At 56.4% G+C, this 24,668-nt stretch carries 20 protein-coding genes; 12 read left to right on the top strand and 8 right to left on the bottom strand.

The window, feature by feature from the left end; translation table 11 throughout:
- Positions 1 to 58: 58 nt before the first annotated feature.
- The 3 genes from mnmE (at position 59) to ACGK9W_RS16665 (ending at position 2,871) form a co-directional block, all read left to right on the top strand.
- Complete coding sequence (mnmE, locus tag ACGK9W_RS16675; protein ID WP_405417710.1) at positions 59 to 1,429, top strand: tRNA uridine-5-carboxymethylaminomethyl(34) synthesis GTPase MnmE; 1,371 nt, start codon at positions 59 to 61, stop codon at positions 1,427 to 1,429.
- A gap of 129 nt (positions 1,430 to 1,558) precedes the next feature.
- A complete protein-coding gene (locus ACGK9W_RS16670) occupies positions 1,559 to 2,170 on the top strand; it encodes a 2-hydroxychromene-2-carboxylate isomerase (protein ID WP_405417707.1) in 612 nt (203 codons plus the stop codon).
- A complete protein-coding gene (locus tag ACGK9W_RS16665) occupies positions 2,170 to 2,871 on the top strand; it encodes a glutathione binding-like protein (protein ID WP_405417703.1) in 702 nt (233 codons plus the stop codon). Before ACGK9W_RS16670 ends, ACGK9W_RS16665 begins: the two co-directional genes overlap by 1 nt.
- A gap of 66 nt (positions 2,872 to 2,937) precedes the next feature.
- Here the strand turns inward: ACGK9W_RS16665 and thpD are convergent, their stop codons facing one another.
- The 3 genes from thpD to ACGK9W_RS16650 all read right to left on the bottom strand — a co-directional run bounded on the left by thpD (position 2,938) and on the right by ACGK9W_RS16650 (position 6,397).
- Positions 2,938 to 3,873, bottom strand: a complete 936-nt coding sequence (thpD, locus tag ACGK9W_RS16660) for an ectoine hydroxylase (RefSeq protein WP_405417700.1) — start codon at positions 3,871 to 3,873, stop codon at positions 2,938 to 2,940.
- A 143-nt stretch (positions 3,874 to 4,016) separates the two neighbouring features.
- The gene (gene alr / locus ACGK9W_RS16655; protein ID WP_405417699.1) at positions 4,017 to 5,105 is read right to left on the bottom strand and encodes an alanine racemase; all 1,089 of its coding nucleotides are present in this window, start codon (positions 5,103 to 5,105) and stop codon (positions 4,017 to 4,019) included.
- 35 nt (positions 5,106 to 5,140) lie between these two features.
- Entirely contained in the window at positions 5,141 to 6,397 is a 1,257-nt protein-coding gene (locus ACGK9W_RS16650; protein WP_405417697.1) for a D-amino acid dehydrogenase, read from the bottom strand.
- A gap of 136 nt (positions 6,398 to 6,533) precedes the next feature.
- On the opposite strand from ACGK9W_RS16650, the gene ACGK9W_RS16645 reads away from it, so the two are divergent.
- Positions 6,534 to 7,013, top strand: coding sequence for a winged helix-turn-helix transcriptional regulator (locus tag ACGK9W_RS16645; protein ID WP_405417695.1), 480 nt, complete (start codon positions 6,534 to 6,536; stop codon positions 7,011 to 7,013).
- A 113-nt stretch (positions 7,014 to 7,126) separates the two neighbouring features.
- On the opposite strand, the gene ACGK9W_RS16640 is transcribed toward ACGK9W_RS16645, so the two are convergent.
- From ACGK9W_RS16640 to tauA, 3 genes are all read right to left on the bottom strand, one after another.
- A complete protein-coding gene (locus tag ACGK9W_RS16640; RefSeq protein ID WP_405421087.1) occupies positions 7,127 to 7,957 on the bottom strand; it encodes an ABC transporter permease subunit in 831 nt (276 codons plus the stop codon).
- A gap of 110 nt (positions 7,958 to 8,067) precedes the next feature.
- Entirely contained in the window at positions 8,068 to 8,913 is an 846-nt protein-coding gene (locus ACGK9W_RS16635) for a taurine ABC transporter ATP-binding protein (protein WP_405417692.1), read from the bottom strand.
- 56 nt (positions 8,914 to 8,969) lie between these two features.
- Positions 8,970 to 9,992 carry a taurine ABC transporter substrate-binding protein gene (tauA, locus tag ACGK9W_RS16630; protein WP_405417689.1) on the bottom strand — a complete coding sequence of 341 codons (1,023 nt, stop codon included), beginning with the start codon at positions 9,990 to 9,992 and terminating at the stop codon, positions 8,970 to 8,972.
- A 178-nt stretch (positions 9,993 to 10,170) separates the two neighbouring features.
- Between tauA and ACGK9W_RS16625 the strand changes: the two genes are divergently transcribed.
- From ACGK9W_RS16625 to ACGK9W_RS16610, 4 genes are all read left to right on the top strand, one after another.
- Positions 10,171 to 11,646, top strand: a complete 1,476-nt coding sequence (locus ACGK9W_RS16625) for a PLP-dependent aminotransferase family protein (RefSeq protein WP_405417687.1) — start codon at positions 10,171 to 10,173, stop codon at positions 11,644 to 11,646.
- Positions 11,647 to 11,760: 114 nt separating this feature from the next.
- Positions 11,761 to 12,543 carry a sulfite exporter TauE/SafE family protein gene (locus ACGK9W_RS16620; RefSeq protein ID WP_405417684.1) on the top strand — a complete coding sequence of 261 codons (783 nt, stop codon included), beginning with the start codon at positions 11,761 to 11,763 and terminating at the stop codon, positions 12,541 to 12,543.
- A gap of 3 nt (positions 12,544 to 12,546) precedes the next feature.
- Positions 12,547 to 13,305 carry an SDR family NAD(P)-dependent oxidoreductase gene (locus ACGK9W_RS16615; protein ID WP_405417682.1) on the top strand — a complete coding sequence of 253 codons (759 nt, stop codon included), beginning with the start codon at positions 12,547 to 12,549 and terminating at the stop codon, positions 13,303 to 13,305.
- A gap of 21 nt (positions 13,306 to 13,326) precedes the next feature.
- The gene (locus ACGK9W_RS16610; RefSeq protein WP_405417680.1) at positions 13,327 to 14,703 is read left to right on the top strand and encodes an aspartate aminotransferase family protein; all 1,377 of its coding nucleotides are present in this window, start codon (positions 13,327 to 13,329) and stop codon (positions 14,701 to 14,703) included.
- A gap of 6 nt (positions 14,704 to 14,709) precedes the next feature.
- On the opposite strand, the gene ACGK9W_RS16605 is transcribed toward ACGK9W_RS16610, so the two are convergent.
- Entirely contained in the window at positions 14,710 to 16,530 is a 1,821-nt protein-coding gene (locus ACGK9W_RS16605) for an acyl-CoA dehydrogenase C-terminal domain-containing protein (RefSeq protein ID WP_405421084.1), read from the bottom strand.
- Positions 16,531 to 16,777: 247 nt separating this feature from the next.
- On the opposite strand from ACGK9W_RS16605, the gene ACGK9W_RS16600 reads away from it, so the two are divergent.
- Genes ACGK9W_RS16600 through ACGK9W_RS16590 form a run of 3 tightly spaced genes read left to right on the top strand, consistent with a single transcriptional unit; the run spans position 16,778 to position 21,621 of the window.
- On the top strand, positions 16,778 to 17,338 hold the full coding sequence (locus tag ACGK9W_RS16600; RefSeq protein WP_092030651.1) for a DUF3833 domain-containing protein: 561 nt from the start codon (positions 16,778 to 16,780) through the stop codon (positions 17,336 to 17,338).
- Positions 17,339 to 17,376: 38 nt separating this feature from the next.
- On the top strand, positions 17,377 to 18,471 hold the full coding sequence (locus ACGK9W_RS16595; protein WP_053113392.1) for an efflux RND transporter periplasmic adaptor subunit: 1,095 nt from the start codon (positions 17,377 to 17,379) through the stop codon (positions 18,469 to 18,471).
- Between the two features lie 3 nt (positions 18,472 to 18,474).
- Positions 18,475 to 21,621, top strand: a complete 3,147-nt coding sequence (locus ACGK9W_RS16590; RefSeq protein ID WP_405417677.1) for an efflux RND transporter permease subunit — start codon at positions 18,475 to 18,477, stop codon at positions 21,619 to 21,621.
- Positions 21,622 to 21,633: 12 nt separating this feature from the next.
- On the opposite strand, the gene ACGK9W_RS16585 is transcribed toward ACGK9W_RS16590, so the two are convergent.
- Positions 21,634 to 22,899, bottom strand: a complete 1,266-nt coding sequence (locus tag ACGK9W_RS16585) for an EAL domain-containing protein (protein ID WP_405417674.1) — start codon at positions 22,897 to 22,899, stop codon at positions 21,634 to 21,636.
- 228 nt (positions 22,900 to 23,127) lie between these two features.
- Between ACGK9W_RS16585 and ACGK9W_RS16580 the strand changes: the two genes are divergently transcribed.
- The gene (locus ACGK9W_RS16580; RefSeq protein WP_405417671.1) at positions 23,128 to 24,426 is read left to right on the top strand and encodes an MFS transporter; all 1,299 of its coding nucleotides are present in this window, start codon (positions 23,128 to 23,130) and stop codon (positions 24,424 to 24,426) included.
- Positions 24,427 to 24,668 lie beyond the last annotated feature (242 nt).

Genomic DNA, 24,668 nt, shown 5'->3' with positions numbered 1-24,668 from the left:
CCGACCCGGCAAAGGCTCCTGTATGGAGCCTTTGTTGTTTTCAGCCTGTGGAAAAAGCATGAGCCAGAGTTCTGACACCATCGCAGCCATCGCCACCGCACCGGGACAGGCCGGAGTTGGCATTGTTCGTATCTCTGGGCCCAAGTCCCTCGCCATTGCAAAAAAGATGCTGGGGTTTGAGCCGAAACCGCGATATGCCCATTACGGCCCCTTCCATGACAGCCATGGCGAGTTAATAGACGAGGGCATCGGCCTGTTTTTCCCCAACCCCCACTCGTTCACCGGCGAAGATGTGTTCGAGCTTCAGGGGCACGGTGGTACGGTGATTCTCGATCTTCTGCTCCGTGAGGTGTGCAGCCAAGGTGCAAGGCTCGCCCGGCCCGGCGAGTTTTCCGAGCGGGCGTTTCTGAACGACAAACTGGACCTGGCCCAGGCGGAAGCGATTGCTGACCTGATTGAAAGCAGTTCGGAACAGGCGGCCCGCTGCGCGGTTCGTTCGATGCAGGGTGTGTTCTCCAGGCAGATCGAGGATCTGGTGGAGGCGGTCACTCATCTACGGATCTACGTGGAGGCGGCGATCGATTTTCCAGAGGAGGAGATCGACTTCCTCGCCGACGGCAAGGTAGCCAGTGACCTTCAAAACCTCCTGGAGCGGCTCGGGAAAATCCTGGCCGAAGCCCAGCAGGGGACCATTCTGCGGGACGGCATGAAAGTGGTCATTGGCGGCAGGCCAAATGCCGGGAAATCCAGTCTGCTCAATGCCCTGGCTGGTCGCGAAGCGGCCATTGTTACGGCGATTGAGGGCACAACCCGTGATGTCCTGCGGGAGCATATCCACATCGATGGGATGCCCCTGCACATTATCGATACCGCCGGCCTGCGGGACAGCCCGGACGAAGTGGAACAGATCGGTATTGCCCGGGCCTGGGAGGAAATCCGTCAGGCCGATCGCATTCTTCTGATGGTGGATGCGACTACCACCGAGAAAACCAGTCCCCATGAAATCTGGCCGGATTTCATCGACCAGCTACCGGCCAACGCCCCGGTGACGGTGATACGGAATAAGGTGGACCTCTCTGGTGAACCGGTCGGTATCAGTGTCGAAGACCACCAGAGTGCTCCGGTTATCCGTCTGGCCGCCAAGTCTGCCCAAGGTTTGGAGATTCTCCGGGACCACCTCAAGCAGTGCATGGGCTTTGCAAGCACTACCGAAGGCGGTTTCCTCGCCCGGCGCCGCCATCTGGATGCTCTGGAGCGGGCCCAAGCACTGTTGATCGAGGGGCAGGGCCAGTTGGAAGGGTTCGGTGCAGGTGAACTTCTGGCCGAGGATTTGCGCGCCGCCCAGGATGCCCTTGGAGAAATCACCGGACACCTGACGCCTGATGAGTTGCTGGGCAAGATCTTCAGCAGCTTCTGCATCGGAAAGTAATCAGAACGTTTGTAATGAATCTGATTGTCCTCAAGGATTTTCTGAATGCTTTATTGAGCGATCACTCAATAAAAGCTAGAGTACTGGATAGGATAAAAAACCAACGCAAACGTCCAGGACCTATAAACAATGAATCCCGAGATTGATTACTACTTCACCTGCATTTCCCCGTTTACTTATCTTGGTCATCGGGCCTTTCTGGAGACGGCCCGTAATACGGGTGCCAAGGTCAATTTCAAACCCGTCAAGCTGGCAAAAGTGTTTGCCAATTCCGGCGCGAAGCCCGTTCCGGATCGTCCGGTCTGCCGTCAGGAATACCGTCTGCTCGAAATTGAACGGTGGGCGAGGAAACGGGATTTGCCCGTGAATCTGAAGCCTGCGCATTTTCCGACAGATCCCGGGCTAGCCGACCGTTGTGTTATCGCTCTTCAGGAAGCCGGTGAAGATCCCGGGGAATTTGTGCAGCGCGCCTTGGCAGCGTGTTGGGCCGAGGAAAGAAACATTGCCGAAGAAGCGGTGATCCGTGACATCCTGACCAGCCTGCAATTTGATGCCGAAGTCGTGTTCCGGTCGGCGGATTCATCCGGCGTGGCTGGCCAGTATGATCTCAACAGTGACGAGGCCGTTGAACGGGGCGTACTGGGTGTTCCGGCCTACCTTTTGAACGGCGAGCAGTTCTGGGGGCAAGACAGGATTGAGCTGTTGGCGGAGACTATCGACTCGCAACCCGGTGCCCAGTAATGATTGATCTCTATTACTGGCCGACACCCAATGGCCACAAGATCACGATATTTCTGGAAGAGGCCGGGTTGGACTACCGTATTCACCCGGTGGATATCAGTGCTGGCGATCAGTTTAAACCAGCCTTTCTCGCTTTCTCACCGAACAATCGAATGCCCGCCATCATTGACCAGGATCCGGGCGACGACCTTGGACCCGTTACCGTGTTCGAGTCTGGCGCCATACTCCTGTATCTCGCAGAAAAGACGGAGCAACTGATCCCTTCCGATCTGCGCAAGCGGAAGACAGTGTTGGAATGGCTGATGTGGCAGATGGGAGGACTGGGACCGATGGCCGGCCAGAACCATCATTTCGTTCAGTACGCACCTGAAAAGATCCCGTACGCAATCAATCGTTACGTTAATGAAACCAACCGTTTGTATGGTGTACTCGATCGTCGCCTGAAAGATCGAGATTGGGTAGCGGATGATTACTCCATTGCTGATATAGCCATTTATCCCTGGATTGTGCCTCACGAGCGACAGCAGCAATCTCTGTCTGACTTTCCAAACCTTGAGCGGTGGTTCCTTGCGATGAGGCAACGACCTGCTGTGCTAGCTGCCTACAAAAGAGGAAAGCCCTGGGCCAGCCGCCCGGCGGTCACTGAAGAAGGAAAGAAACTGCTGTTTGGTCAAAAGGCAACGCTCGACAGGAAAGAATAGGCGAGCAATGTCGAAATCAAGGGAAGCGAGGTGGCTTCCCTTGTCGGTTTCACATGCAGGACAACGTTAACCGGTTCTCCGCCAGTCTCCCTGCCCAACGGGTTTCAATGCGTCCATGTTAGTGCGATTGCCCAGGAAATCTGGCCGTGGTTTGTTGCCGCAGAAAGGCGCCTGGAGCTGGTTTTCAACACTGTTGTAAACGAAGAACAAATTGCTGCGCGGCCAGGGCGACATATTGGCATTGGAGGCGTGGAGCGTGTTGCACTCGAATATGATCAGCGAGCCGGCAGGGCCGGTTGGCGCTTTGATACCGTAGTCATCCGCCATGACTGCCAGGTCCCGATTGTTGGGAACACCAAGTTCCTGTTTTTTCAGCGACGACTGGTAGTTATCCTCCGGTGTGCGGCCAACGCAGGGCACAAAGGTCTTGTGGGAACCGGGAATGAGCATCAGGGGGCCGTTGAAAGGCGTGTTGTCGGTGAGGGCGATGGAGAAGCTGACTGCCCGCATCCGTGGCATGCCGTCCTCGGCGTGCCAAGTTTCAAAATCCGAGTGCCAGTCAAAACCCTTGCCGTGGAAACCGGGTTTGAAGTTGATCCGGGACTGGTGGATATACGCCTCACTACCCAGAAGCTGTCGTACCATCGCCAGAATCCTCGGATCCCGGGTCAGCCGGTCGAAGCGATCAGACAGCTCGTGAATGCCGAAAATCGAGCGGATTTCCTGCTTGCCGGGCTCGGTAATCGTCCCTTCGGACCGAAGGATACTCTCATCGTCTTCGTAGGCCCGCAGATCCTCCCTGAACTGGCGAACGGTGGCCTGGTCGAGATAGTTGTTGAAGACGAGAAAGCCGTCGCGCTCATACTGTGCCAGCTCGGTTTCACTCAGTGGTCCGTCGGTTCGATCCGAACCTTCGCTGTGTACCACGGGGTCATGGCGTTCAAAACTTCTGGTGGGACGCTCCAGGCGGGTGGGATAAAAGTCGTCAGCACGAGTCTCCATATTCGAACGTCCTTCTTTTATACTTAGGAAATTACTAATTATCTCAAATAGTTAAATTCCAAAGACTGGATATTCGCCGGTAGAATTGGGGACAGGCCCGGAATTTTCAAGGGTAATAGAACCGTCCTGTCCCAGGTCAGATGCTAGTGCCCTTCACAGCACTTCAGCTTGCGATGCACCCGGCGGGTTATCCCGGTAAACAGGGTGTAGGAGATGGTGTCGCACCAGGGTGCGACTTCATTGGCCAACAGATTTTTTCCCCAGAGTTCCACGGCAGAACCGAGGCCTGCGTCCAGGCCGGTCAGGTCTACCGTCAGCATGTCCATGGACACCCGGCCGATCAGTTGGGTGCGCTGGCCATTCACCAGCACTGGCGTGCCGTTTTTAGCCTGACGCGGATAGCCGTCGGCATAGCCCATCGCGACCGTACCGATTCGGGTTGGCCGTTCGCAGACCCAGGTACCGTTATAGCCGATGGCCTCCCCGGGTTGCAGCTCATGCACGGCAATAACCTCTGAAGTCAGAGTCATCGCCGGCTTCAACCGGGCCTGGATCTCATCCTTGCCGGTGAACGGTGAGGAGCCATAGAGAATGATACCCGGGCGTTGCCAGTCCTGGAGCGCCGTGGGGTGCTTCATGGTGCCGGCGGAATTGGCAATGCTCCGGGGAGTGGGGCAGTCACGATAGACGCTGTTGAACCGTTCGACCTGTCGCCGGGTCTCGATACTGGTCAGATTATCCGCTGATGTAAGGTGGCTCATCAGGGTAATGCCACTGACCTGCGGATGATCCTTCAACTTCTGATAGGCCAGCCGGTATGCGTCCGGGCTGAAGCCCAGTCGGTTCATACCGGTATTCAGCTTCAGCCAGACATTCACCGGTTCGGCCAGATTGGCTGACGTAATGGCGTCGAGTTGGAAATCATTGTGTACTGCGGTCCAGATATTGTGGCGGCAGATGTAATCCAGTTCGTCAGCGGTGAAGAACCCCTCGAGCAGGAGAATCGGTTTGCGAACACCGGCATCGCGCAGCTCAACGGCTTCTTCAATGCAGGCCACTGCAAACCCGGGCACGTCAGGTTCGAGCTTTCTCGCCACATCAATCGCGCCATGGCCATAGGCGTTGGCTTTTACTACCGCCAGGGCCTGTTGCGCTGGCGCCCTGGCTTTCGCGATCTGGTAGTTGTGGGCAATGGCATCCAGATCTATCGTCAAGGTTGTTGCTCGGGCCATGGTCGATCCCTTTTTCGTTACTCTATGGGTGAAAATCAGTGATAACGGGCCATGGAGAGCCCCTCAGGATCAAGGTCCGGGCTTTTTCCGTTGACCACATCGGCGACGTATCGGGATGCGCCCAGCGACATGGTCCAGCCCAGAGTACCGTGACCGCTGTTGAGGACCAGATTGTCATACTGGGTGTTGCCCAGAATGGGCACACTGTCCGGGGTCATGGGACGCAGCCCGGTCCAGAATTCGGCACCATCAACATCACCGGCGCCCGGGAACAGGTCCTTGACCGTAAATTCGATGGCGCCCCGGCGTTTCGGATTCAGTTCCTTGTTGAAGTTGGCGATCTCGGCGATACCGCCGACCCGGATACGGTCATCAAAACGTGTCACCGCGACCTTGTATTTCTGATCCATCACGGTCGAGACCGGCGCCTTGCTTTCGTCAACAATCGGCATGGTCAGGGAGTAACCTTTCAGCGGATAGATCGGCAGATGGATCCCGATTTTGCGGGTCAGGTACGGCGCATAGCTGCCAAGCGCTATCACGTACTTGTCGGCTTTGAGTTCTCCGGCACTGGTTTTCAGCGAGCTGACCTTGCCCTTCGAGGTTTCGATCGAGTGAATTTCGGTTCCCATCAAGAACTGCACACCCAGTTTCCGGCATTCCTGCGCCAGACCGTTTGTGAATTTATGGCAGTCACCGGTTCCGTCGCCAGGCAGATAGAGGCCTCCGACGATCTTGTCTTTCACATTGGCCAGGGCAGGTTCCTGGTGGATGCAGCTTTGTACATCGACCATTTGGTGGGGAACATTGCAGCGTTCCAGAATCGCCACGTCACTGGCTGCACCATCTAGTTCTTTCTGGCTCCGGAAGACTTCCAGAGTCCCTTTCATTCGCACGTCGTAGTCCAGTTCCAGCTCAGAGTTCAGCTCCCGGAAACATTCGGCACTGTAGCGGGCCACGCGGAGCATACGTTCCTTGTTTACATCAAATGCCTGCGACGAACATTGCGCCAGCATCTTCATCATCCAGCTAATGGTGTTGGCATCGAAACGTCTGACGTCGAAGTAGAGAGGGGAAATATCCTGCATCATCCATTTGATGGCTTTCAGCGGAACCCCCGGGGCACCCCAGGGCGTTGAATAATCGAAAGACAGCATGCCTGCGTTGGCATAGCTTGTTTCGGTGGCCGGAGTGTCCAGGCGGTCGACCACGGTGACCTCATTGCCCGCTTTTGCCAGATACCAGGCGGTCGTCACGCCGATAACCCCGCTACCTAAAACCAGCACTTTCATAGTCTGTCTCCAGCCAGATCCAAATAATTTGATATCACCAGTTTATTATCAAAAGACCATTAATAAACTTTGATTTTTGACATAATACAGGAATAAACTTCAATTAAAGTGATAAATATGGTGGAAAACTCGAATTATGAATGAAGGAAAAAAGCGATCTCTCGACAAACTGGATATCCGTATCCTCAAGGCGCTGCAAAAGGAAGGAAGAATCAGCTACGTCGACCTTGCCGATAAGGTTGGCCTGAGTTCGACGCCCTGCATCGAACGGGTGAGACGTCTGGAAAAAGAGGGCTATATCGAGGGTTATCACGCCCGACTGAATCCCGAGCTGCTTGGTTATACCATGCTGGTGTTTGTCGAGATTTCCTTGTCTTACCAGTCGCCGGATTCGTTCCAGAAATTCAGTGATGCGGTCGAAGAGTTGCCCTATATCCTGGAATGTCATCTGGTATCAGGGGACTCTGATTACCTGATCAAGGCACGGATCAGCGGTATATCCGAATACCGCGAGTTGCTCGGCGACATGCTGCTGACACTGCCGGGGGTCAAGAATTCCAAAAGCTACATTGTCATGGAAGAAGTGAAGGAGAGCCTTTCACTGCCCCTGGACTAGAACAGCAGTGCGAGCTTGGACAATCGGCCTGGGTTTGACTCATGGTGATGATCAACGAAAAAGGGCGCTTTGAAGCGCCCTTTCCGGTTTTGCTGTATTAGCAGTGATTTGCACTATTTGCCTTTCCAGGGCACCAGGGTTTTTTCTGCATAACGCATCAGCATGTCAAAGAGATAGGCGATGATGCCGATCATGACAATACCCATGATAACCACGTCGGTTACCAGAAACTCAGCAGCGTTCAGCACCATGAACCCCAGACCTGCCTGGGCAGCGACCATCTCTGCGGCGACCAGGGTGGTCCATCCGAAGCCGATTCCGATACGCATGCCGGTCAGAATTTCCGGAAGAGCGTTCTTGAGAATGATGTAACGGATGACCTGCCATCTGGAGGCACCCATGGAGTAGGCGGCGTGAATCTGTTCAATAGCTACAGAGCGGACCCCGGCCCGGGCGCTCAGTGCCATGGGTGCAAAGATCGCCAAGTAGATCAGTACGATTTTCGAGGTTTCACCGATGCCCAGCCAGATGATCACGAGTGGCAGATAAGCCAGCGGTGGCAGTGGCCGATAGAATTCAATGATCGGGTCAAACAGCCCGCGGGCGACGCGGTTGACTCCCATCAGGATGCCGATGGGAATGGCAGTGGCCATTGCCAGGGTAAAGGCTCCGAAAACCCGCAGCATGCTCCACCCGGTGTGCTCCATGAGCGACGCACCTGCAAAGCCTTCGGTCAGTATTTCCCAGAAGCGGGCGACCACCGCCAGTGGCGAAGGCAGGAACAGTGGACCGATCCAGCCGGCAGCGGTGACCAAATACCAGAGCAGTAGCAGGCTTGTTGCCGTGACCACGCTGATCGCCAGGCTTTTACCGCGACCGGGTGCTCCGTAGGATTCTCCCGGCATGACAGGGCCTGCCGAAAAGAGGTTTCGAATTCGCGGCATCGGGTTCAGGGAAGGTTGTCCGTCAGCGACGAGGGCTTTTCTGGTAACCGGTTGGTTCCGTTCCTGCTGGTTAACAGCCGTTTTCGGGTTCAGTGTTTTCGTGGCCATCATCAGTGCAATCCTCCGACCACTTCGTCGCCGTGGATAATGCTCAGGACTTCCTCTCGCATGGCGATGAAATCTGGCATGGACTTTACCTTGCGCGCGTCACGGCACTCGAGAAAGCGTTCATTGAAGTCGAGTTTAAATTCATGGGTGATGCGGCCTGGTCGCGGAGACATGATGATCAGCCGGGACGCCATGAACAGCGCTTCCTCGACACTGTGGGTGATGAAGAACATCATTTTCTGGGTTTCTTTCCAGACATCCAGCAGCAGTTCCTGCAGCACTTCCCGGGTGAGGGCATCCAGGGCTCCCAGGGGTTCATCCAGCAGGAGCATTTTCGGATCGTTGGTCAGGGCGCGAGCGATCCCCACACGCTGCTGCATACCACCGGACAACTGGTAGACGGGGTGATTGTGAAATTCTTCAAGACCGACGAGCTTCAGAAAATGTGTCGCCCGCTCTCGTCGTTCTGTCTTGCCCACTCCCTGCAGCTTCAGACCGAACTCGGTATTTTCGATAACGTTAAGCCAGGGCAGAAGGGCGTGTTTCTGGAACACGACACCGCGCTCCTTGCCGGGGCCGTCGATTTTGTCATGCAGGTCAATACCGCAGGCCACTCGCGGCAGTCCGCTGATCTGACTCTCACCCAGGGTCAGATAGCCCTCGGTCGGCGAGATAAAACCGGCCATCAGGCTGAGCAGGGTGGTTTTGCCGCATCCGGAAGCACCGAGTGCGACGACAAATTCGCCCGGGTCGATGGTGAAATTGATATCCGATAGCGCGCGAACCTGCTCACCGCCGTTCAGGCCCGGGTAGACCACTGAGACATCATGAATCTGCAGTTTGCTCATGGAGATAGCTCCTGTATTCGATCGGTGCCCCAGCGGGGCACCTGGACAAAGTGTGTTCAGAGTTCCAGCGCCTTTCGGGCATAGGAGGGGTTCACGAAAACACTGTAATCATCCTTCAGTGCCGGAATTTTGCCCTGGTCTTCCAGGAACTCGGACGTGAAACGCAATGCACGCGCCGCCCCACCTTCTTCTCCGCATTCCAGCCACGCGCAAGTCAGTTGCTCTTCCAGGGGCACAAATTCATACAGGGCCAGCACATCGAGGACGTTTTCGGCGTTGCCTCCAGTCATCTTGGCGATGCTTGCAACCATGGGGGAATCCGCGCTCAGGCTGTCTTTGTTACTGCGGTAGGCTTCGTCGGCATCGCTCATCAGCTTGATAACCTGGGTCACCACTTCCGGGTTTTCTTCCGCGAATTCCTTGCTAGCAACTACACCGTCGAACGTTGCTTTACCCCAGCGACTGAGATCACCGGAACTGAGCAGTACTTTGCCATCCTGTTTAAGCTCGCTGAGGACCGGGTCCCAGATAAATGCAGCATCGATATCGCCCCGCGTCCAGGCAGCGGAGATGGCATTCGGCTGCATGTTCAGGACCTTCAGATCGGACTCATCCAGTCCAAACTGTTCAAGCGCAAAAAGGGTGTGGAAGTGGGTGGTGGAAACGAAAGGGACACCAAGGGTTTTTCCTTTCAGATCCTGTGGTGCCAGGATGCCGGTCCCGTCGCGCACGACCAGGGCTTCGGCGTTGTTGATGTTTTCCAGAATCCACACCAGCTCGATATCAACGCCCCGACTTATGGCAGCTGCGATCGGGCTGGAGCCAGCTGAGGCGATATCGATATCGCCAGAGGCCATGGCGGTAATCACCTTGGCACCAGAATCGAAACGTCGCCATTCAACTTCAAGGCCGGTTGCCTTCTCCAGAGCATCACTATCGATAACGGATTTCCAGGGATTCATCATGCCCTGATACCCGATGGTGACGGTGTCCGCCGTAGCAGTGGTGCTCAGAATGAAGCTTGTACCCAAGCCTGCCAGCAGGTATTTGAAGCCTTTTTTAACTGTCACGTTGTTCATAGTTTTCTCCCGAAAGGGTCATGTGCCGAGGTTGATCTTGTGTTCTGTGTCTACATTAGATTTGGCATCGGTCCAGCATGTAGATCCAGTTCCGCGGTAATATGGGGCCAGTACAATCTGTGGCATATCAATTGCATCATTCTGAAGCATTGACGTCTTTTTTAGGTGCAAACGCCCCATGAATGAGCACTACTTGAATATTCCTTTCGAAGAGGGTCGTCCCCTTCAGCAGCAGATTCAGGAGCGGCTGGTGGATGCAATTTTGGGTGGGCATCTGCCGGTTGCTGAGCCTTTGCCTTCTTCGAGAAAGCTGGCGGAGCAGTTGAAAGTTTCACGCAATACCATTGTTTTGGTGTATGAGCGCATGGTGGATGCTGGTTATCTGCAGTCCAGCAAACGCCGTGGCTACTTCATTTCGCCGGCCTTTCACGACCCGGACCAGATCAATGTGCAGGAGATATCTTCACGTGACGGTGATTCCCAGAAATGGAGCGACCGGTTCAAGCTCCAACCGAGCAAGTATCAGACCATCGTCAAGCCGAACCAATGGCAGCAGTATGAGTACCCGTTTATCTATGGCCAGATCCAGCAGGAGTATTTTCCGATAGAGCACTGGCGCGAATGCGCCCGTCGCACCTTGAGCACTACCGGGCTTACCGACTGGCTGCATGATCGCGTCGATATTGATGATCCCATGCTGGTGGAGCAGCTGCGCACACGAATATTGCCAAAACGGGGCATCTATGCAGGTCCGGGAGAAATATTGGTCACCATGGGGACCCAGAATTCCTTGTACCTGCTGGCCAATTTGCTTTTCGATCGCCATACCCGTGTGGCGCTGGAAAATCCTGGTTACCGCGAAGCCCACAGCATTTTCCGGAGCTTCAACGCAGACCTGGTGCTGCAACCGTTGGATCAGGAAGGGATCATGGTCGATGAAAAACTGAGAACCTGTGATTACATCTACATCACACCTGGCCACCAGGTGCCCACCGGGGTGGAAATGAGTCGTCGTCGTCGTGCCGAATTGGTGGAACTGGCACGGAGCAGCAATACGATTCTTATTGAGGATGACTATGATGCCGAGATCAGTATGCAGGAAAACCCAATACCGGCCATGAAAGCAGATGACCGGGACAATCGCATTATCTATCTGGGCAGTTTATCCAAGTCCATGTCGCCGGGTCTCCGTATTGGCTTTATGGTTGCTGACGAACAGCTAATTGCTGAAGCCCGGGTTTTGAGACGTTTGATGTATCGACACCCGGCCAGCAACAATCAACGACAGACGGCTCTGTTTTTGTCACTGGGGTATTATGATGCCTACCTGCGAAAGCTAAGGACTCTGTACGTCAACAAGCTGGTGAGGATGGAACGTGCCTTGAACCAACATCTACCAGATCTGATGACCCACGATGTTCATAGCGGTGCCTCTTCATTCTGGTTGAGAGTAGCGGATGGAATTGATACCGAACACTTGGCCTGGGTTGCGTCTCGCGAGGGAGTCCTGATAGAGCCTGGTGCCGTTCATTTTCTCCACCCGTCGCCACCTTGCAATTACCTCCGCCTAGGGTTTTCCACCATACCTGGCCACAAGATCGAACCTGGGATTGCGCAACTGAAGACCGTTCTCGAGCGGTTTAATGACTCCTAAAACCCCTCTGGCTCTATAAAGTCCTTCAACTGGATCTATAGGGTTATCCGCAAGCCCTCCTAACGTGTCACCCCAGTGGTGTTGTTTTTGACACCTCCGGAAGGGGAAAAGGACTTGGCGGATAACCTGGCACAATATATCAACGCAGATCTTGGCTGGGCGGTATTGCTGATCCTTGGCGCGGCACTGGTTCGGGGTTACACCGGCTTTGGGTTTGCAGCTATTGCCATTACGGGCCTAAACCTCGTTTGGCCGCCCCAGATCAGTGTTCCTGTCATAATCCTGCTGGATCTGATCGGGTCTGTTGGTCTGCTCCGTCCGTCCTGGCCGGAGGCTGATCGTGCCCTGATCGGGCGCCTGGCCTCTGGAGCCCTTCTCGGCATCCCACTGGGGCTGACCTTATTGATAGAACTGCCGGAAAGCTTTCTAAAGCTTGCCATTAATGCCGGTGTCCTGATTCTGACCCTGATACTTTTTTTCCGGCCGAGAAGGGCGGAACGCGAATATTCCTGGCTTACCCGTATCGTTGGGGGTATATCCGGTGCCTTCACGGCTGCAGCCTCTATCGGCGGTCTCCCTATCGTTTGCTATTTGATGAGCACGCCGCTGAATGCCAGAAGCCAACGAGCGTCAATGGTTATCTTTCTGTCGGCCAGTGATCTGGTGGTTCTGATTCTGCTTGCCGTCAGTGGATTGCTGGGGCTGCACCTTCTGCTACCGACCCTACTTCTACTTTTGCCAACCCTGTTAGGGGTCCACTTCGGCAAGCTCGCCTTTTACCGTTTCAGGCCCACCTCCTTTCACCCGGTAGCTTTGCCGATTCTGGCAGTTCTGTCAGTTGGGGGCCTCTGGGCGGGTCTGAAAACGTTTTTCCTCACCACGGCTACAGGAGTCTGAACCATGCAGAAAACTGCATTTATCACCGGCGCTACCTCCGGTTTCGGGCGCGCCTGCGCACTTCGCCTTGCCCAGGCAGGCTGGAACTTGATCCTTACAGGACGTCGTCAGGAACGACTTGATCATTTGCAGCAAGAGTTGGGCAGTCAGTGCCAGGTAGTGACATGGAAACTGGATGTGCGTGATGCAGAAGCTGTCCAGGCGTGTATCGACAATCTTGCACCGCCGTTTGCCGAGATCGATCTGCTACTCAACAACGCCGGCCTGGCCCTGGGCACAGAGCCTGCCCAGGACTGTGATCCGCAGGACTGGAAGCAGATGATCGACACCAACATCCTGGGCCTGACCAACGTAACCCATGCCCTGTTGCCAAAACTTATCCACAAGGGTGCCGGCGCCAGCATTATCAACCTCGGCTCCATTGCCGGCCACTGGCCCTATCCGGGCGGCAACGTGTATTGCGGTACCAAGGCGTTTGTTGAGCAGTTTTCTTATGCGCTGCGCTGTGATCTATCCGGAACCGGCGTGCGTGTCAGCAACCTGGCCCCCGGTCTTTCGGAGAGCGAGTTCACACTGGTTCGCACGGGCGGGGATAAAGCGGCTTATGACCAACTCTACCAGGGCAGCGATCCGATTCAGCCAGAAGACATCGCTGAAACGGTGTTCTGGCTCGCCAGCCTGCCACCGCACCTGAATGTAAACCAGCTGGAACTTATGCCGGTCTCGCAGGCCTGGTCACCTTTTTCTATCCATCGTAACTAATTGAAAAAAGGACTTAATCCAATGAACAGCCACGTGAATTACAATCATACTGTTGCCATGCTGGACCGCGATCATGTCTGGCACCATCTGACCCCGGGCGCCGCCGCTGCCAAGGGCGTTCCCATGTTTGTGCAAGGCGAAGGACTCTCGATCTGGGACTCTGCCGGCAAGGAATATCTTGATGCCTCCGCGGGCGGTGTTTGGGTTGTCAATGCCGGTTATGGCCGCACCGAAATTGCAGATGCAATCCGCGACCAGCTGGTTCGGCTCAATTTCTTTGCCAGCTCAATGGGCAACGAACCCGCGGCCGTGTTTGCCGGAAAACTGCTGGAAAAGATGCCGGGCATGAGTCGGGTCTTTTACTCAAGCTCTGGCTCTGAGGCCAACGAGAAGGCCTATAAAATGGTTCGCCAGATTGCCCACAAGCATTTTGGCGGCAAGAAGCACAAGATCCTGTATCGGGAGCGGGACTATCATGGCACCACCATTTCTGCGTTGAGTTCCACCGGCCAGGCGGAACGTCGGGCCCAATTCGGTCCCTTTACACCGGGATTTGTGGAAGTCCCTCACTGCTGCGAGTACCGCAACCAGTATGGTGATGTGGATAACTATGGCCTGCGTGCCGCCGAAGCCATTGAAGAGGTGATCCTGCGAGAGGGTCCGGACACCGTGGGCGGCATCATTCTGGAACCAATCACTGCCGGTGGCGGTGTCATTCTTCCGCCGGAAGGTTATCTGCAAAAAGTCCGGGAAATCTGCAACCGCTACGATATCCTGCTGATCATTGACGAAGTGGTCTGTGGACTGGGCAGAACCGGCAAATGGTTCGGCTACCAGCACTTCGGCATTCAGCCTGATATCGTTACCATGGCAAAGGGGGTTGCTTCCGGCTACGCGGCGATTTCATGCACCGTCACCACAGAACGGGTCTATCAGCTGCTTCAGGAAGATGAAGGCGATTCGCTGGGTTTTTTCCGGGACATCTCCACCTATGCGGGTAACCTGGCCGGGCCGGCAGCCGCGCTCGCCAACATGGAGATTCTCGAGCGGGAAGGCCTGGTGGATAACAGCGCGATACTCGGGGAGAGGCTTCTGGAGGGTTTCCGGGCGCTGCAAGAGAAACATCCGATCCTTGGTGACGTACGTGGCAAAGGCCTGTTTGCCGGACTGGAGTTGGTACAGAACCGCGAGAGCAAAGAGCCGGTGCATGAATCAGTGGCGATTGCCGTGGCCGGCAAATGCAAGGAACTGGGGGTGCTAATCGGTCGCACCAACCGCAGCCTGACCGGCCACAACAACATCCTCAATTTCAGCCCGGCACTGATTGTCACTGCAGAGCAGATCGACCGGATTGTCGATGTGGTCGATCGAGCCCTGACTGAAATTGCTGACCGCTAACGGGATTTATCCGGTGAAGGCCATGTGGTCGGTTTCCAGTTGCATCAGATTCCTGCTGGGACTGAGCATGCTGGCCGCGTGGCTCTGGGTACGGGGCAGCAATCGCTCGAAATAGAACTCGGCGGTGGCCAGCTTGGCCCGGTAGAAGTCGGCCGACTCTTCGCCGCCGCTATCAAGCTTGTCCACAGCCACCGCAGCCTGACGCAGCCAGATATAGGCCATGGTGACGTAGCCGCTATACATCAGAAAATCGTAGGATGCGGAACTCACCACATCGCGATCCTTGCGCGCCGCGAGCATGATACGGACGGTCAGCAGGTTCCATTGCCCGGTCAGCTTGAGCAGTTCCAGAGCCCAGGGCCGTAGCCGTTTATCGGTGAGATGCTTACGGGCAAAATTGGCAATGTTCAGGGTGAACTCGCGCACCGCGCCGCCCTGGGTCATCAGCAATACTTTTCGTCCTAGCAGGTCCAGCGCCTGGATACCGGTAGTGCCCTCGTACAGGGTGGCGATGCGGGTATCCCTGACAATCTGCTCCATGCCGTGTTCGCGGATGTAACCGTGGCCGCCGAAAACCTGGACCCCCAGGTTAGCCGCTTCGCAGCCGAGTTCAGTGAGAAAGCCCTTCAAAATTGGCGTCAGGAAGCCGAGTTTGTCATCGTACTTTTCCGCCTTTTTATCGTCACCTTCGGTGAATCCCTCGACCATGTGATCGGCCAGCCGGGCCGCGTAATACAGCATGGCCCGACCGCCTTCGGCGATGGCCTTCTGGGTCAGTAACATCCGGCGCACATCAGCATGATGGATCAGGCTGTCGGCGACCTGGTCCGGCTCTTTCTTGCCTGAGAGTGCCCGCATGGAGCGCCGATCTTTTGCATAGGCCAATGCCCACTGATAGGACAGCTCCGCCGGACCGACGCCCTGAATGGCGGTGCCGATGCGGGCGGTGTTCATGAAAGTGAACATGCAATTGAGCCCTTCATTCTCGGGGCCAATGAGAAAACCGGTGGCGCCATCGAAATTCAGTACACAGGTGGCCGAGGCCTTGATGCCCATTTTCTTTTCCAGGCTGCCGCAGACGACACCGTTGCGCTCACCGACATCGCCGTTACCGTCGGGCAGGAACTTGGGTACGATAAAAAGGCTGATGCCCCGGGTGCCCTTGGGGGCGTCGGGCAGACGGGCCAGCACAATATGGATAATGTTCTCGGTCAGGTCGTGGTCGCCAGAGGAGATGAAGATCTTGGTTCCGGTAAGCCGGTAGCTGCCGTCGGCCTGTGGTTCGGCTTTGGTCTTTACCTGGCCCAGATCGGTGCCACACTGGGGCTCGGTCAGGCACATGGTGCCGGCCCAGCGGCCGTCGGTCAGTGGCGCAAGGTAGGTCTGTTTCTGGTCTTCCGTACCATGAAGGAAAATTGTGTTCATGGCCCCCAGGGACAGCCCCGGATACATGGAGAAAGGCCAGTTGGCAGTACCCATCATTTCCTGTTTCAGCAGTCCCATGGACGCGGGAAGGCCCTGGCCGCCGTATTCCTCGGGCGCTGAGAGTCCCTGCCAGCCCCCCATGGCGTAATGCTGGTAGGCGTCCCGGTAACCGGCGGGTGTGGTGACTTCACCGTTGTCCAGTTTGCAACCTTCTTCGTCGCCAGAGAGGTAAAGTGGGCTCAGCACCTCTTCACAAAACTTTCCGCATTCGCCGAGTATCGCGTCCACGATATCGGGCGTGGCGTTTTCACCGCTGGTCAGGGTGGCGTAATGACCCGGGTAATCGAACACCTCGTTCAGCAGGAATTTCATGTCGCGCAAGGGTGCTTTGTAAACCGGCATAGCGGAATCCTCTGTGTCTTTCTCAACAATCTTGGGTGGGCAACCACCGTTCGTTGCCTTGTGTTTTACGCCAATACCCGGGCACTGCCATTGACGAAAAGCACCGGGCAGACTGTCAGAATGGACAATTGGCCGAGATGACGTAGCAGAGATCGTGGATTCCGGGTAATGATCGTTAAAGAGGCTTTCGGCGTATTTCCTTGCGCCGAGGACCCCCACATATTCCTGTTCAGAGAGTGTAAAAGTCATGCAAAGCCTGTTTACCGAGATATCGAAACGCCTCTCGACACCTATACTCTGGGTATTGTTTTCGACACTGCTGCTCAGTGGCTGTGCCAGTCCCTCGCTCGAGGACTACGCCGACCGCACGCCAGAACTGGTCCCTGAAGAGTTCTTTACCGGCGAACTTTCCGCCCGGGGGGTGGTCAAGAATTTTTCCGGTGAGGTGATTCGCACCTTTGATGCGGATATTAGCGCGTCGTGGGATGACGAGGGCGTAGGCACTCTGGATGAGGTGTTCCGTTTCGATGACGGCGAAGTGCAGACCCGCGTCTGGACCCTGACTCCCGCGGAAGACGGCTACCATGCTGACGCCGGTGACGTGGTTGAACCCGGAACCATGCGTTGGAGTGGCAATGCAATTCACATGAATTATGTGCTCCAGGTGGCCTATGGCGACGGTACCCTGGACGTACGCATGGATGACTGGATGTACCTGATTACGCCTGACACGTTGATCAATCAGACCACCATGAGCAAGTGGGGAATCGACGTGGGCGAGGTGGTTCTGGTCATCCAGAAAAAGTAACAGACGACTAACCTGACCCCGAAATACCTGGAAATCCTATGTGGAAACAGTGGTTGATTGCGTTGGTACTGGTGGCTGTCGCTATCGGCGGCGCCTTTGTGTATCAGAACTTCGATGATGGGACCGCCGCCCAGAGCGGCCGCGAACGTCCCGCCAGCGCCGTTAACACCATGCTTCCGCAGATGGAGGCAGTACGGGATGTGGTCAACGCCGTTGGCAGTCTCAAAGCCCTGAACGCGGTGGAACTGACCACGGAAGTCAGTGGCCGGGTGGTGGAATTGAATCTGGAAACCGGCCGCCGGGTGGGGCAGGGCGACGTCCTGTTGCGGCTTGATGATCGCCAGGCCCGGGCAGACCTGCAGGTGATCGAGGCGCAACTGGCGGATGCCCGCCGACAGCTTGAAAGGGCACAGCGGTTGCGTTCGAACAACAGTATTTCCCAGTCCCAGGTGGATCAACTGAGAACGTCAGTCGATGTCGCCGAGGCTCAGCGCCAGTCAGCTCAAGTTCGTCTGGAAAACCACCGGATCGAGGCGCCGTTTGCCGGTGTGGTCGGGCTGAGTGACATCAGCGTCGGCGCCTATATCACTACCGGAACCTCGGTGACTACCCTGGATAACACCGACCGTATGGAACTGGGCTTTTCGATCCCGGAGCGTTTCCTGGGGCAGGTGAGTCTCGGGCAAGAGGTAAGGGGCGCATCGCCGGCCTATCCGGACCAGACCTTTTCCGGCCAGCTGGTGGAGTTGGGTTCCAGGGTCAGTGAGTTGAGCCGTTCGCTGCCTGTCCGGGCACTGATCGATAACCCGGATGGTCTGCTCCGGCCGGGACAGTTCATGTCTGCGACGCTAACACTCCGGCAACGGCAGGCGCTGGTAATCCCCGAGCAGGCGGTGATGATCCGGGGTGATGAACAATATGTGTTTGTGGCTGAAGACGGTGTGGCCCGGCGGGTTTCGGTGAGCCTGGGCTCGCGCATGCCCGGTTTTGTGGAAGTTTCGAACGGTCTGAGCCAGGAAGACCCGGTGATCGTGACCGGTCAGGACCGACTCAGCAGTGGGGACCGGGTTCGGGTATTGGAAGACGACAAAGCCATTCCCGAGAACCGTTTTATTACGGCCAGGGAGTCGTAACCGGTGGTCCTCTCTGACGTCTCCATCAAGCGGCCGGTGTTCGCTACGGTCCTCAGTCTTCTGATCGTTGTGTTCGGTCTGGCAGCCCTGATGGGCCTGCCGGTGCGCGAGTACCCGGATATTGACCCACCCGTTGTTTCCATCTCCACCGACTACACCGGCGCGGCGGCCGAGGTGGTAGACACCCAGATTACCCAGGTGATCGAGGGTGCCATCAGTGGCATTGAGGGTATTCGGTCGATCGAATCATCCACCGAGCAGGGCGAGTCCCGAACCAGTATTGAATTTACCACGGCGCGCGATGTGGATATTGCCGCCAATGATGTCCGCGATGCGGTGTCCCGGGTGGCGAACCAGCTGCCAGACGAAGCCGATCCACCGGTGGTGCGCAAGGCGGATTCCGATGCACGCCCGATGATGTGGGTGACCCTGCGCAGTGATGTCTGGGACAGTGCCGAATTGAGTGACTTTGCCGACCGGGTCCTGGCGGACAGGTTGTCGGTACTTGATGGTGTTGCCGACGTGCGTATTGGCGGCGAACGGCGCTATGCCATCCGGGTCTGGCTGGACCGCGAACGTCTTGCGGCCCGGGATATCACCGTGGCGGAAGTCGAACGGGCCCTGCGTGCCAACAACGTGGAGCTGCCGGCAGGATCGGTGGATTCGTCCACCCGGAATTTCACCGTGCGGGCCGAGGGCCGGCTGTCGAACGTGGAACAGTTCCGGGAGCTTGTGGTTCGCCGGGATGGTAATGATCTGTTGCGCCTGGGTGAGGTGGCCAATGTCCAGATGGGTGTGGAGTCGGATGTGAGCCGCCTGCGCGCCAATGGCCAGACCGCCATCGGCATGGGGATTATCCGCCAGTCCAAGGCCAACACCGTTGCGGTTTCCGATGCCGTCCGCGCCGAGCTGGAGAAGATCCGGGAGACACTGCCACCGGAAGTCACCATCGCGGAAAGCTACGACGAATCCATTTTCATCCGGGCTTCCATCAAGGAAGTGGTCACCACGCTCGCCATTGCGGTGTCCCTGGTTATCCTGGTTATCTTCCTGTTCCTGCGCTCCTGGCGGGCGACTCTCATTCCCGCGGTGACCATTCCGGTTGCGGTGATTGGTGCCTTTATCGGTCTGGGCTTCCTGGGTTTTTCCATCAACGTACTGACCCTGCTGGCGGTGATTCTTGCCATCGGCCTGGTGGTGGACGATGCCATCGTGATGCTGGAAAACATCCAGCGCCGGATTGACGAGGGCGAGCCCCCGTTGCTTGCCGCCTACCGGGGCGCGAAGCAGGTTGCCTTCGCCGTGATTGCGACCACTCTGACCCTGGTGGCGGTGTTCGTTCCCATCTCCTTCATGGGCGGCAACATTGGCCGATTGTTTGCCGAATTCGGCTTTACCCTGGCGGCGGCAGTGGTGTTTTCGAGCCTCGTGGCCCTGACCCTGGCGCCGATGCTGTGTTCCAAGTGGCTCAGGCACAGCCCCGAATCGGCAGAAGGTCATCGTTTCTGGGCCGCCAGTGAAAAGGTCCTGAATGGCCTGACCAATGGTTACCGCAGGCTGTTGGAGTTTTCCCTGAGGCAGCCGGGCTTGTTACTGGGCCTTGGACTTGTCGGGCTGGTCATTGCCGCCGTGGTGTATCCGAAATTGCCTCAGGAGCTGGCGCCTACCGAAGACCGTGCCGTGATTATCATGCCCACCAGCGCGCCCCGTGGCTCAACGGTGGAATACACCGACCACTACGTTCGGCAGGTGGAAGAAACACTGCTCCCGTATCTGGACGAGGGGATAGCCAACCGTTTGCTTGCTATCGTCGGATTCCGCAATGAAGAGGACAACGCGTTCATGATCATGGGCCTGGTACCCTGGGAAGAGCGGGATATCAAGCAGCAGGAGGTGACCAGCGAAATCCGCAGGAAGTTGGCTGATGTGTCCGGCATCCGGACCGTGGCCGTCAATCCGGCGGGTCTGGGCCAAAGGGGTTTCAGCCAGGCGATCGAGTTCGTGGTGGCTGGTCCGGACTATGAGTCGGTTCAGGCCTGGAGCCAGGAGATCGTGGAGCGCGCCAAGGAAAACCCGAATCTCCAGAACCTGGATACTGATTTCGAGCTGACCCGGCCGGAACTTCGGGTGAACATCGACCGGGAACGGGCCGCGGATCTGGATATCACGGTAGAAGACGTGGGCCTCACCTTGCAGACCATGCTGGCTTCCCGGCAGGTAACGACTTACATCGATCGAGGCCGCGAATACGATGTAATCATTCAGGCGGAAGATGCCAACCGGGCAACGCCCGAAGACCTCGGCCAGATTTTCCTGCGGCCCCGGGAGGGCGGTAACCTGATCCCATTGCAGGCACTGGTTTCCGTGCAGGAGATCGGCGCCAACCCGGACCTCCGCCGCATCGACCGCCTGCCCGCTGTGGTGATCAGTGCGTCTATGGCGGATGGTTACGACCTGGGTTCGGCATTGACCTACCTGAACAATCTGGCTGTGGATAACCTGCCGCCGGAAGCCCGCATTAGTTACAAAGGCCTGAGCCGGGAATTCCAGGAATCCTCGGCGGCAATCTACGTTACCTTTGCGCTGGCTTTCGTCATCGTGTTCCTGGTGTTGGCAGCCCAGTTTGAAAGCTGGATCCATCCGCTGATCATCATGTTGTCGGTGCCGCTGGCGGTAACCGGGGCTCTCCTGGCGCTCTGGTGGACGGGTATCAGTCTGAACATCTACAGCCAGATCGGCATCATCATGTTGCTGGGGTTGATGGCGAAGAACGGGATACTGATCGTGGAGTTCGCCAATCAGCTCCGGGACAAAGGCTACGAGGTGCGAGAGGCGATTCTCGAAGGCGCCTGTCTGCGTTTCCGTCCGGTACTGATGACCACCATATCAACGATTTTCGGTGCCGTGCCCCTGGTGATTGCCACCGGCGCCGGAGCCGAGAGCCGGGAGTCGATTGGTATGGTCATTCTGGGCGGGCTGATCTTCGCCACCACGCTGACCCTGTTCATCATTCCGGTGCTCTACAACCTGTTGGCCCGGTTTGCCAAGTCTTCCAATGCGGTGGAAAAAGAACTGGAACGTCAGGCGTCCGGACAGGCGGGTGGCACTGGATTGGCCGCCGCGCCACAGAAACGCGCCGACGATTTCTGACTGACCGGATGATTACAGGGTGGCCGGGAACTCCAGCTGGCCGCCAAATATCTCATCCGGATGTATGTCGACGCAGAAGACCTGTTGCCCCGGCAGCATTGTTGAGAGGGTGACGGTACGTTTTGCATCCGGCAGACCGACATAGGGCCGACAGCTGCTGATGTGCTGGGGCCGTTCCAGGGCATTCCGGAAGTACTCCCGGTGGGTCCATTGAGCGCCGGCGGAATGATACAGCGGATTGAACTTTCCGCGATGAATGTCCGGATTGGCGCGGGCAAGGTTGCCTTGCTGAATGCCCTGGGGATTCAGCAGGAAGCAGCGTTTCACGCCATCCACTTCCAACAGCTTGTTGCAGGCGGTGCTGAACGGCAACTCCCGGCTCAGGGAATGGCAGGCTTCGAGAATTTCGAAACGCAGAAGGCGGAAATAACTCTCCTGATCCCGTATGTCCTGGGCTGATGACTCGCTGGAATCGGCAATGATGCGTTTTAGCGCCTGTTCGGTCAGCTCCGGCTCGTGTTGTTTCAGGTTGGACGGCCTTGCGAACAGGAAGCCCTGCAGAAGATCGGCCTCCGTTTGCAGGGCAATGTGAGCCTGGGTGTGGTTCTCGATCCCTTCCAAAAGCACGAGGCTGCCGCTTTCGCGGATCATCTTTACCAGACTCTCCAGCAGCATTCGGGCGCGACTGTTGTTCTCGGCGTTTACCAATAGGCTCCGGTCGAGTTTCACAATGAGCGGATTGATACGCCACAGGCGCTCAAAATTGGAATCGCCCATACCGAAATCGTCGATAGCGATCTGAAAGCCGTGTGCTTTGGCCTTGAGGATGAATTCCAGAAGTGCGGTCGGGTTGTCGGACGCGGTTTCGACCAGTTCCAGAACCACTTTCTCGGGATCGATTCCGCTACGCTGGCATTGCAGAGCAAGCTTTTCCAGGGAGGCTTCCGGATGGATGCAGGTACCGGGATTGATATTCAGGAACAGCCAGACGGCCTGGGAGCTGGCCGCAAAGTTGTCCAGATGGAGCTGCAACAGGTGCCGATCCAGCTCCGGTGTCTGGTTGTTTTTTTCGGCCTGTTCGAAAAGCGTAAACGGAGAGATGCTCTCATTGTTCTTTCTGACCCGGACCAATGCCTCGTAGCCAACCAGTTTTCGATGGGTTGGGCTCAGGATAGGCTGGTAAACAGAACTGAAATCATAGTCGTCGATGATCTTTGGAGTCCTGGATATTTCGGCTCCGCGATAGATGCGCCGTGGAAGTCGGACTACGCTGCTCATGGTCAGGAACCTTTATAGTGCCAATAATCCAGCCATCCTGGCCTGATAAAATAGTGTCTGAACAAGGAGATCAAGCGAATTGCGTACCAGACGGCCAAAAATCAAGCGTTTAACTAAGCTTAACCCCGTCAAATAAATGAACATGATTGCCGCTTTCTACGCTACCGCACCGGATCCGGGCAGATTTTCGGTCGCAATGCCGGCAACGCACCAAAACAGGGTTTCTTGATGCCATCGAAAAGTCAGTTCCGTTTGCTTGGCCAACGCCGGTTCCTGCCGTTTTATCTGACCCAGTTCTCTGGCGCCTTCAACGACAATCTGTTCAAGAACGCGCTGCTGCTGCTGATCACCTACAGTGCCGGCGGTCTGATGGGGTTGTCGGTGAATGTGGTGGTTAACCTGGCCGCTTTCCTCTTCATACTGCCGTTTTTCCTGTTTTCGGGTATTGCCGGCGAGATGGCGGATCGTTACGAAAAATCCCGGATTATCCGGAATGTGAAGCTGGCGGAAATTGTCATCATGGCCGTTGCCGCACTCGGACTGTGGTTCGGCTGGTACGAGTTGTTGCTGGTTCTGCTGTTCCTGATGGGTACCCAGTCCACGTTCTTCGGTCCGGTGAAATACGCGATCCTGCCCCAGGTGTTGGCGGACGATGAGCTGGTGGGCGGCAATGGCCTGGTTGGTATGGGCACGTTTGTGGCCATTCTTCTCGGCACCATAGCTGCGGGTTTATTGATGGGGTTTGAGACTGCGGCCCGGTTAACGTCGATTGCGGTCGTCGCCATGGCGGTCCTTGGCTATCTGGCGGCGCGACAGGTTCCGGCGACGGATTCCGATGGTTCCGGTGTCAATGTCCGGTTTCGCCCGGTGCTCGAAACCTGGAAACTGATGGCTCTGGCGGCCGAGCGCCGGCAGGTGTTGCTGGCGGTGCTGACGATCTCCTGGTTCTGGTTCCTCGGAGCCGCCTATCTGACCCAGTTTCCCAATTTTGCCCGCACCAACCTCCTGGGTGACGAGACCGTGGTGACCCTGTTATTGGCCATGTTCACGATCGGCATTTCCATCGGCTCCATGATGTGCGAGCGACTCACCAAACACCGCATTACCCTGTCACCCGTGCCCTGGGGCGCCCTGGGGCTGAGCCTGTTCGGAATAGACCTGTATTTTGCGGTGCCGGATGATCCCATGGCGTCGACCTGGTGGACCCTGTTGACTGATCCTGTCTATCTGAGGGTTTTGATGGATCTGGTCGGTATCGGGATTTGCGGCGGTCTTTTCATCGTGCCTCTGTACGCCTTTATCCAGCACGAAACGCCACGGACCAAACGTGCCCGTATTATTGCTGCGCTGAATGTCATTAATGCGTTGTTCATGGTGGTGAGTGCCCTGGCCGGAATTGTGGTGCTTGGTGTATTGGAGGTAAGCATTCCGGGGTTTTTCCTCCTGCTCTCGCTCCTGAACGGGTTGGTGTTGCTGGTGGTCTGGCGGCTTCGTCGCAAGACCACCTCACATTCTGTGGATAATTAGTTGGAAAACCTGCGGAAACACTCCGGATGAATTCCAGAATAACTATTAAAACCAAATAGTTAAATCATTTTTTAGGGTGTTTAACAAGTAGCCTTGCATGTGGATAACTTTCTTGAAAACTTTTCTGAGAAGACTGATCCAAGCTTCTGAAAAGCCATGAATTTCGGTTTTCCACTATACGCTGAATACGACCACCGAAGCCTATTCCCCCGGTGCATGTGAGCAATCAGCTTTCAACCCGG

The sequence above is a fragment of the Marinobacter flavimaris genome, from assembly GCF_045057155.1.
Lineage (GTDB): Bacteria > Pseudomonadota > Gammaproteobacteria > Pseudomonadales > Oleiphilaceae > Marinobacter > Marinobacter manganoxydans.
The sequence above is the reverse complement of the archived record's forward strand: the minus strand, read 5'-3'. Positions and strand labels throughout refer to the sequence as shown.

Coding starts and splice junctions, on each gene's coding strand:
- ACGK9W_RS16595 (WP_053113392.1), top strand. CDS start 17,377: ATGTGGAAACAGTGGTTGATTGCGTTGGTACTGGTGGCTGTCGCTATC.
- mnmE (WP_405417710.1), top strand. CDS start 59: ATGAGCCAGAGTTCTGACACCATCGCAGCCATCGCCACCGCACCGGGA.
- thpD (WP_405417700.1), bottom strand. CDS start 3,873: ATGGAGACTCGTGCTGACGACTTTTATCCCACCCGCCTGGAGCGTCCC.
- ACGK9W_RS16640 (WP_405421087.1), bottom strand. CDS start 7,957: ATGCCGCGAATTCGAAACCTCTTTTCGGCAGGCCCTGTCATGCCGGGA.
- ACGK9W_RS16625 (WP_405417687.1), top strand. CDS start 10,171: ATGAATGAGCACTACTTGAATATTCCTTTCGAAGAGGGTCGTCCCCTT.
- alr (WP_405417699.1), bottom strand. CDS start 5,105: ATGGCCCGAGCAACAACCTTGACGATAGATCTGGATGCCATTGCCCAC.
- ACGK9W_RS16610 (WP_405417680.1), top strand. CDS start 13,327: ATGAACAGCCACGTGAATTACAATCATACTGTTGCCATGCTGGACCGC.
- ACGK9W_RS16670 (WP_405417707.1), top strand. CDS start 1,559: ATGAATCCCGAGATTGATTACTACTTCACCTGCATTTCCCCGTTTACT.
- ACGK9W_RS16645 (WP_405417695.1), top strand. CDS start 6,534: ATGAATGAAGGAAAAAAGCGATCTCTCGACAAACTGGATATCCGTATC.
- ACGK9W_RS16650 (WP_405417697.1), bottom strand. CDS start 6,397: ATGAAAGTGCTGGTTTTAGGTAGCGGGGTTATCGGCGTGACGACCGCC.
- ACGK9W_RS16580 (WP_405417671.1), top strand. CDS start 23,128: ATGCCATCGAAAAGTCAGTTCCGTTTGCTTGGCCAACGCCGGTTCCTG.
- ACGK9W_RS16600 (WP_092030651.1), top strand. CDS start 16,778: ATGCAAAGCCTGTTTACCGAGATATCGAAACGCCTCTCGACACCTATA.
- ACGK9W_RS16665 (WP_405417703.1), top strand. CDS start 2,170: ATGATTGATCTCTATTACTGGCCGACACCCAATGGCCACAAGATCACG.
- ACGK9W_RS16605 (WP_405421084.1), bottom strand. CDS start 16,530: ATGCCGGTTTACAAAGCACCCTTGCGCGACATGAAATTCCTGCTGAAC.
- ACGK9W_RS16635 (WP_405417692.1), bottom strand. CDS start 8,913: ATGAGCAAACTGCAGATTCATGATGTCTCAGTGGTCTACCCGGGCCTG.
- ACGK9W_RS16585 (WP_405417674.1), bottom strand. CDS start 22,899: ATGAGCAGCGTAGTCCGACTTCCACGGCGCATCTATCGCGGAGCCGAA.
- tauA (WP_405417689.1), bottom strand. CDS start 9,992: ATGAACAACGTGACAGTTAAAAAAGGCTTCAAATACCTGCTGGCAGGC.
- ACGK9W_RS16615 (WP_405417682.1), top strand. CDS start 12,547: ATGCAGAAAACTGCATTTATCACCGGCGCTACCTCCGGTTTCGGGCGC.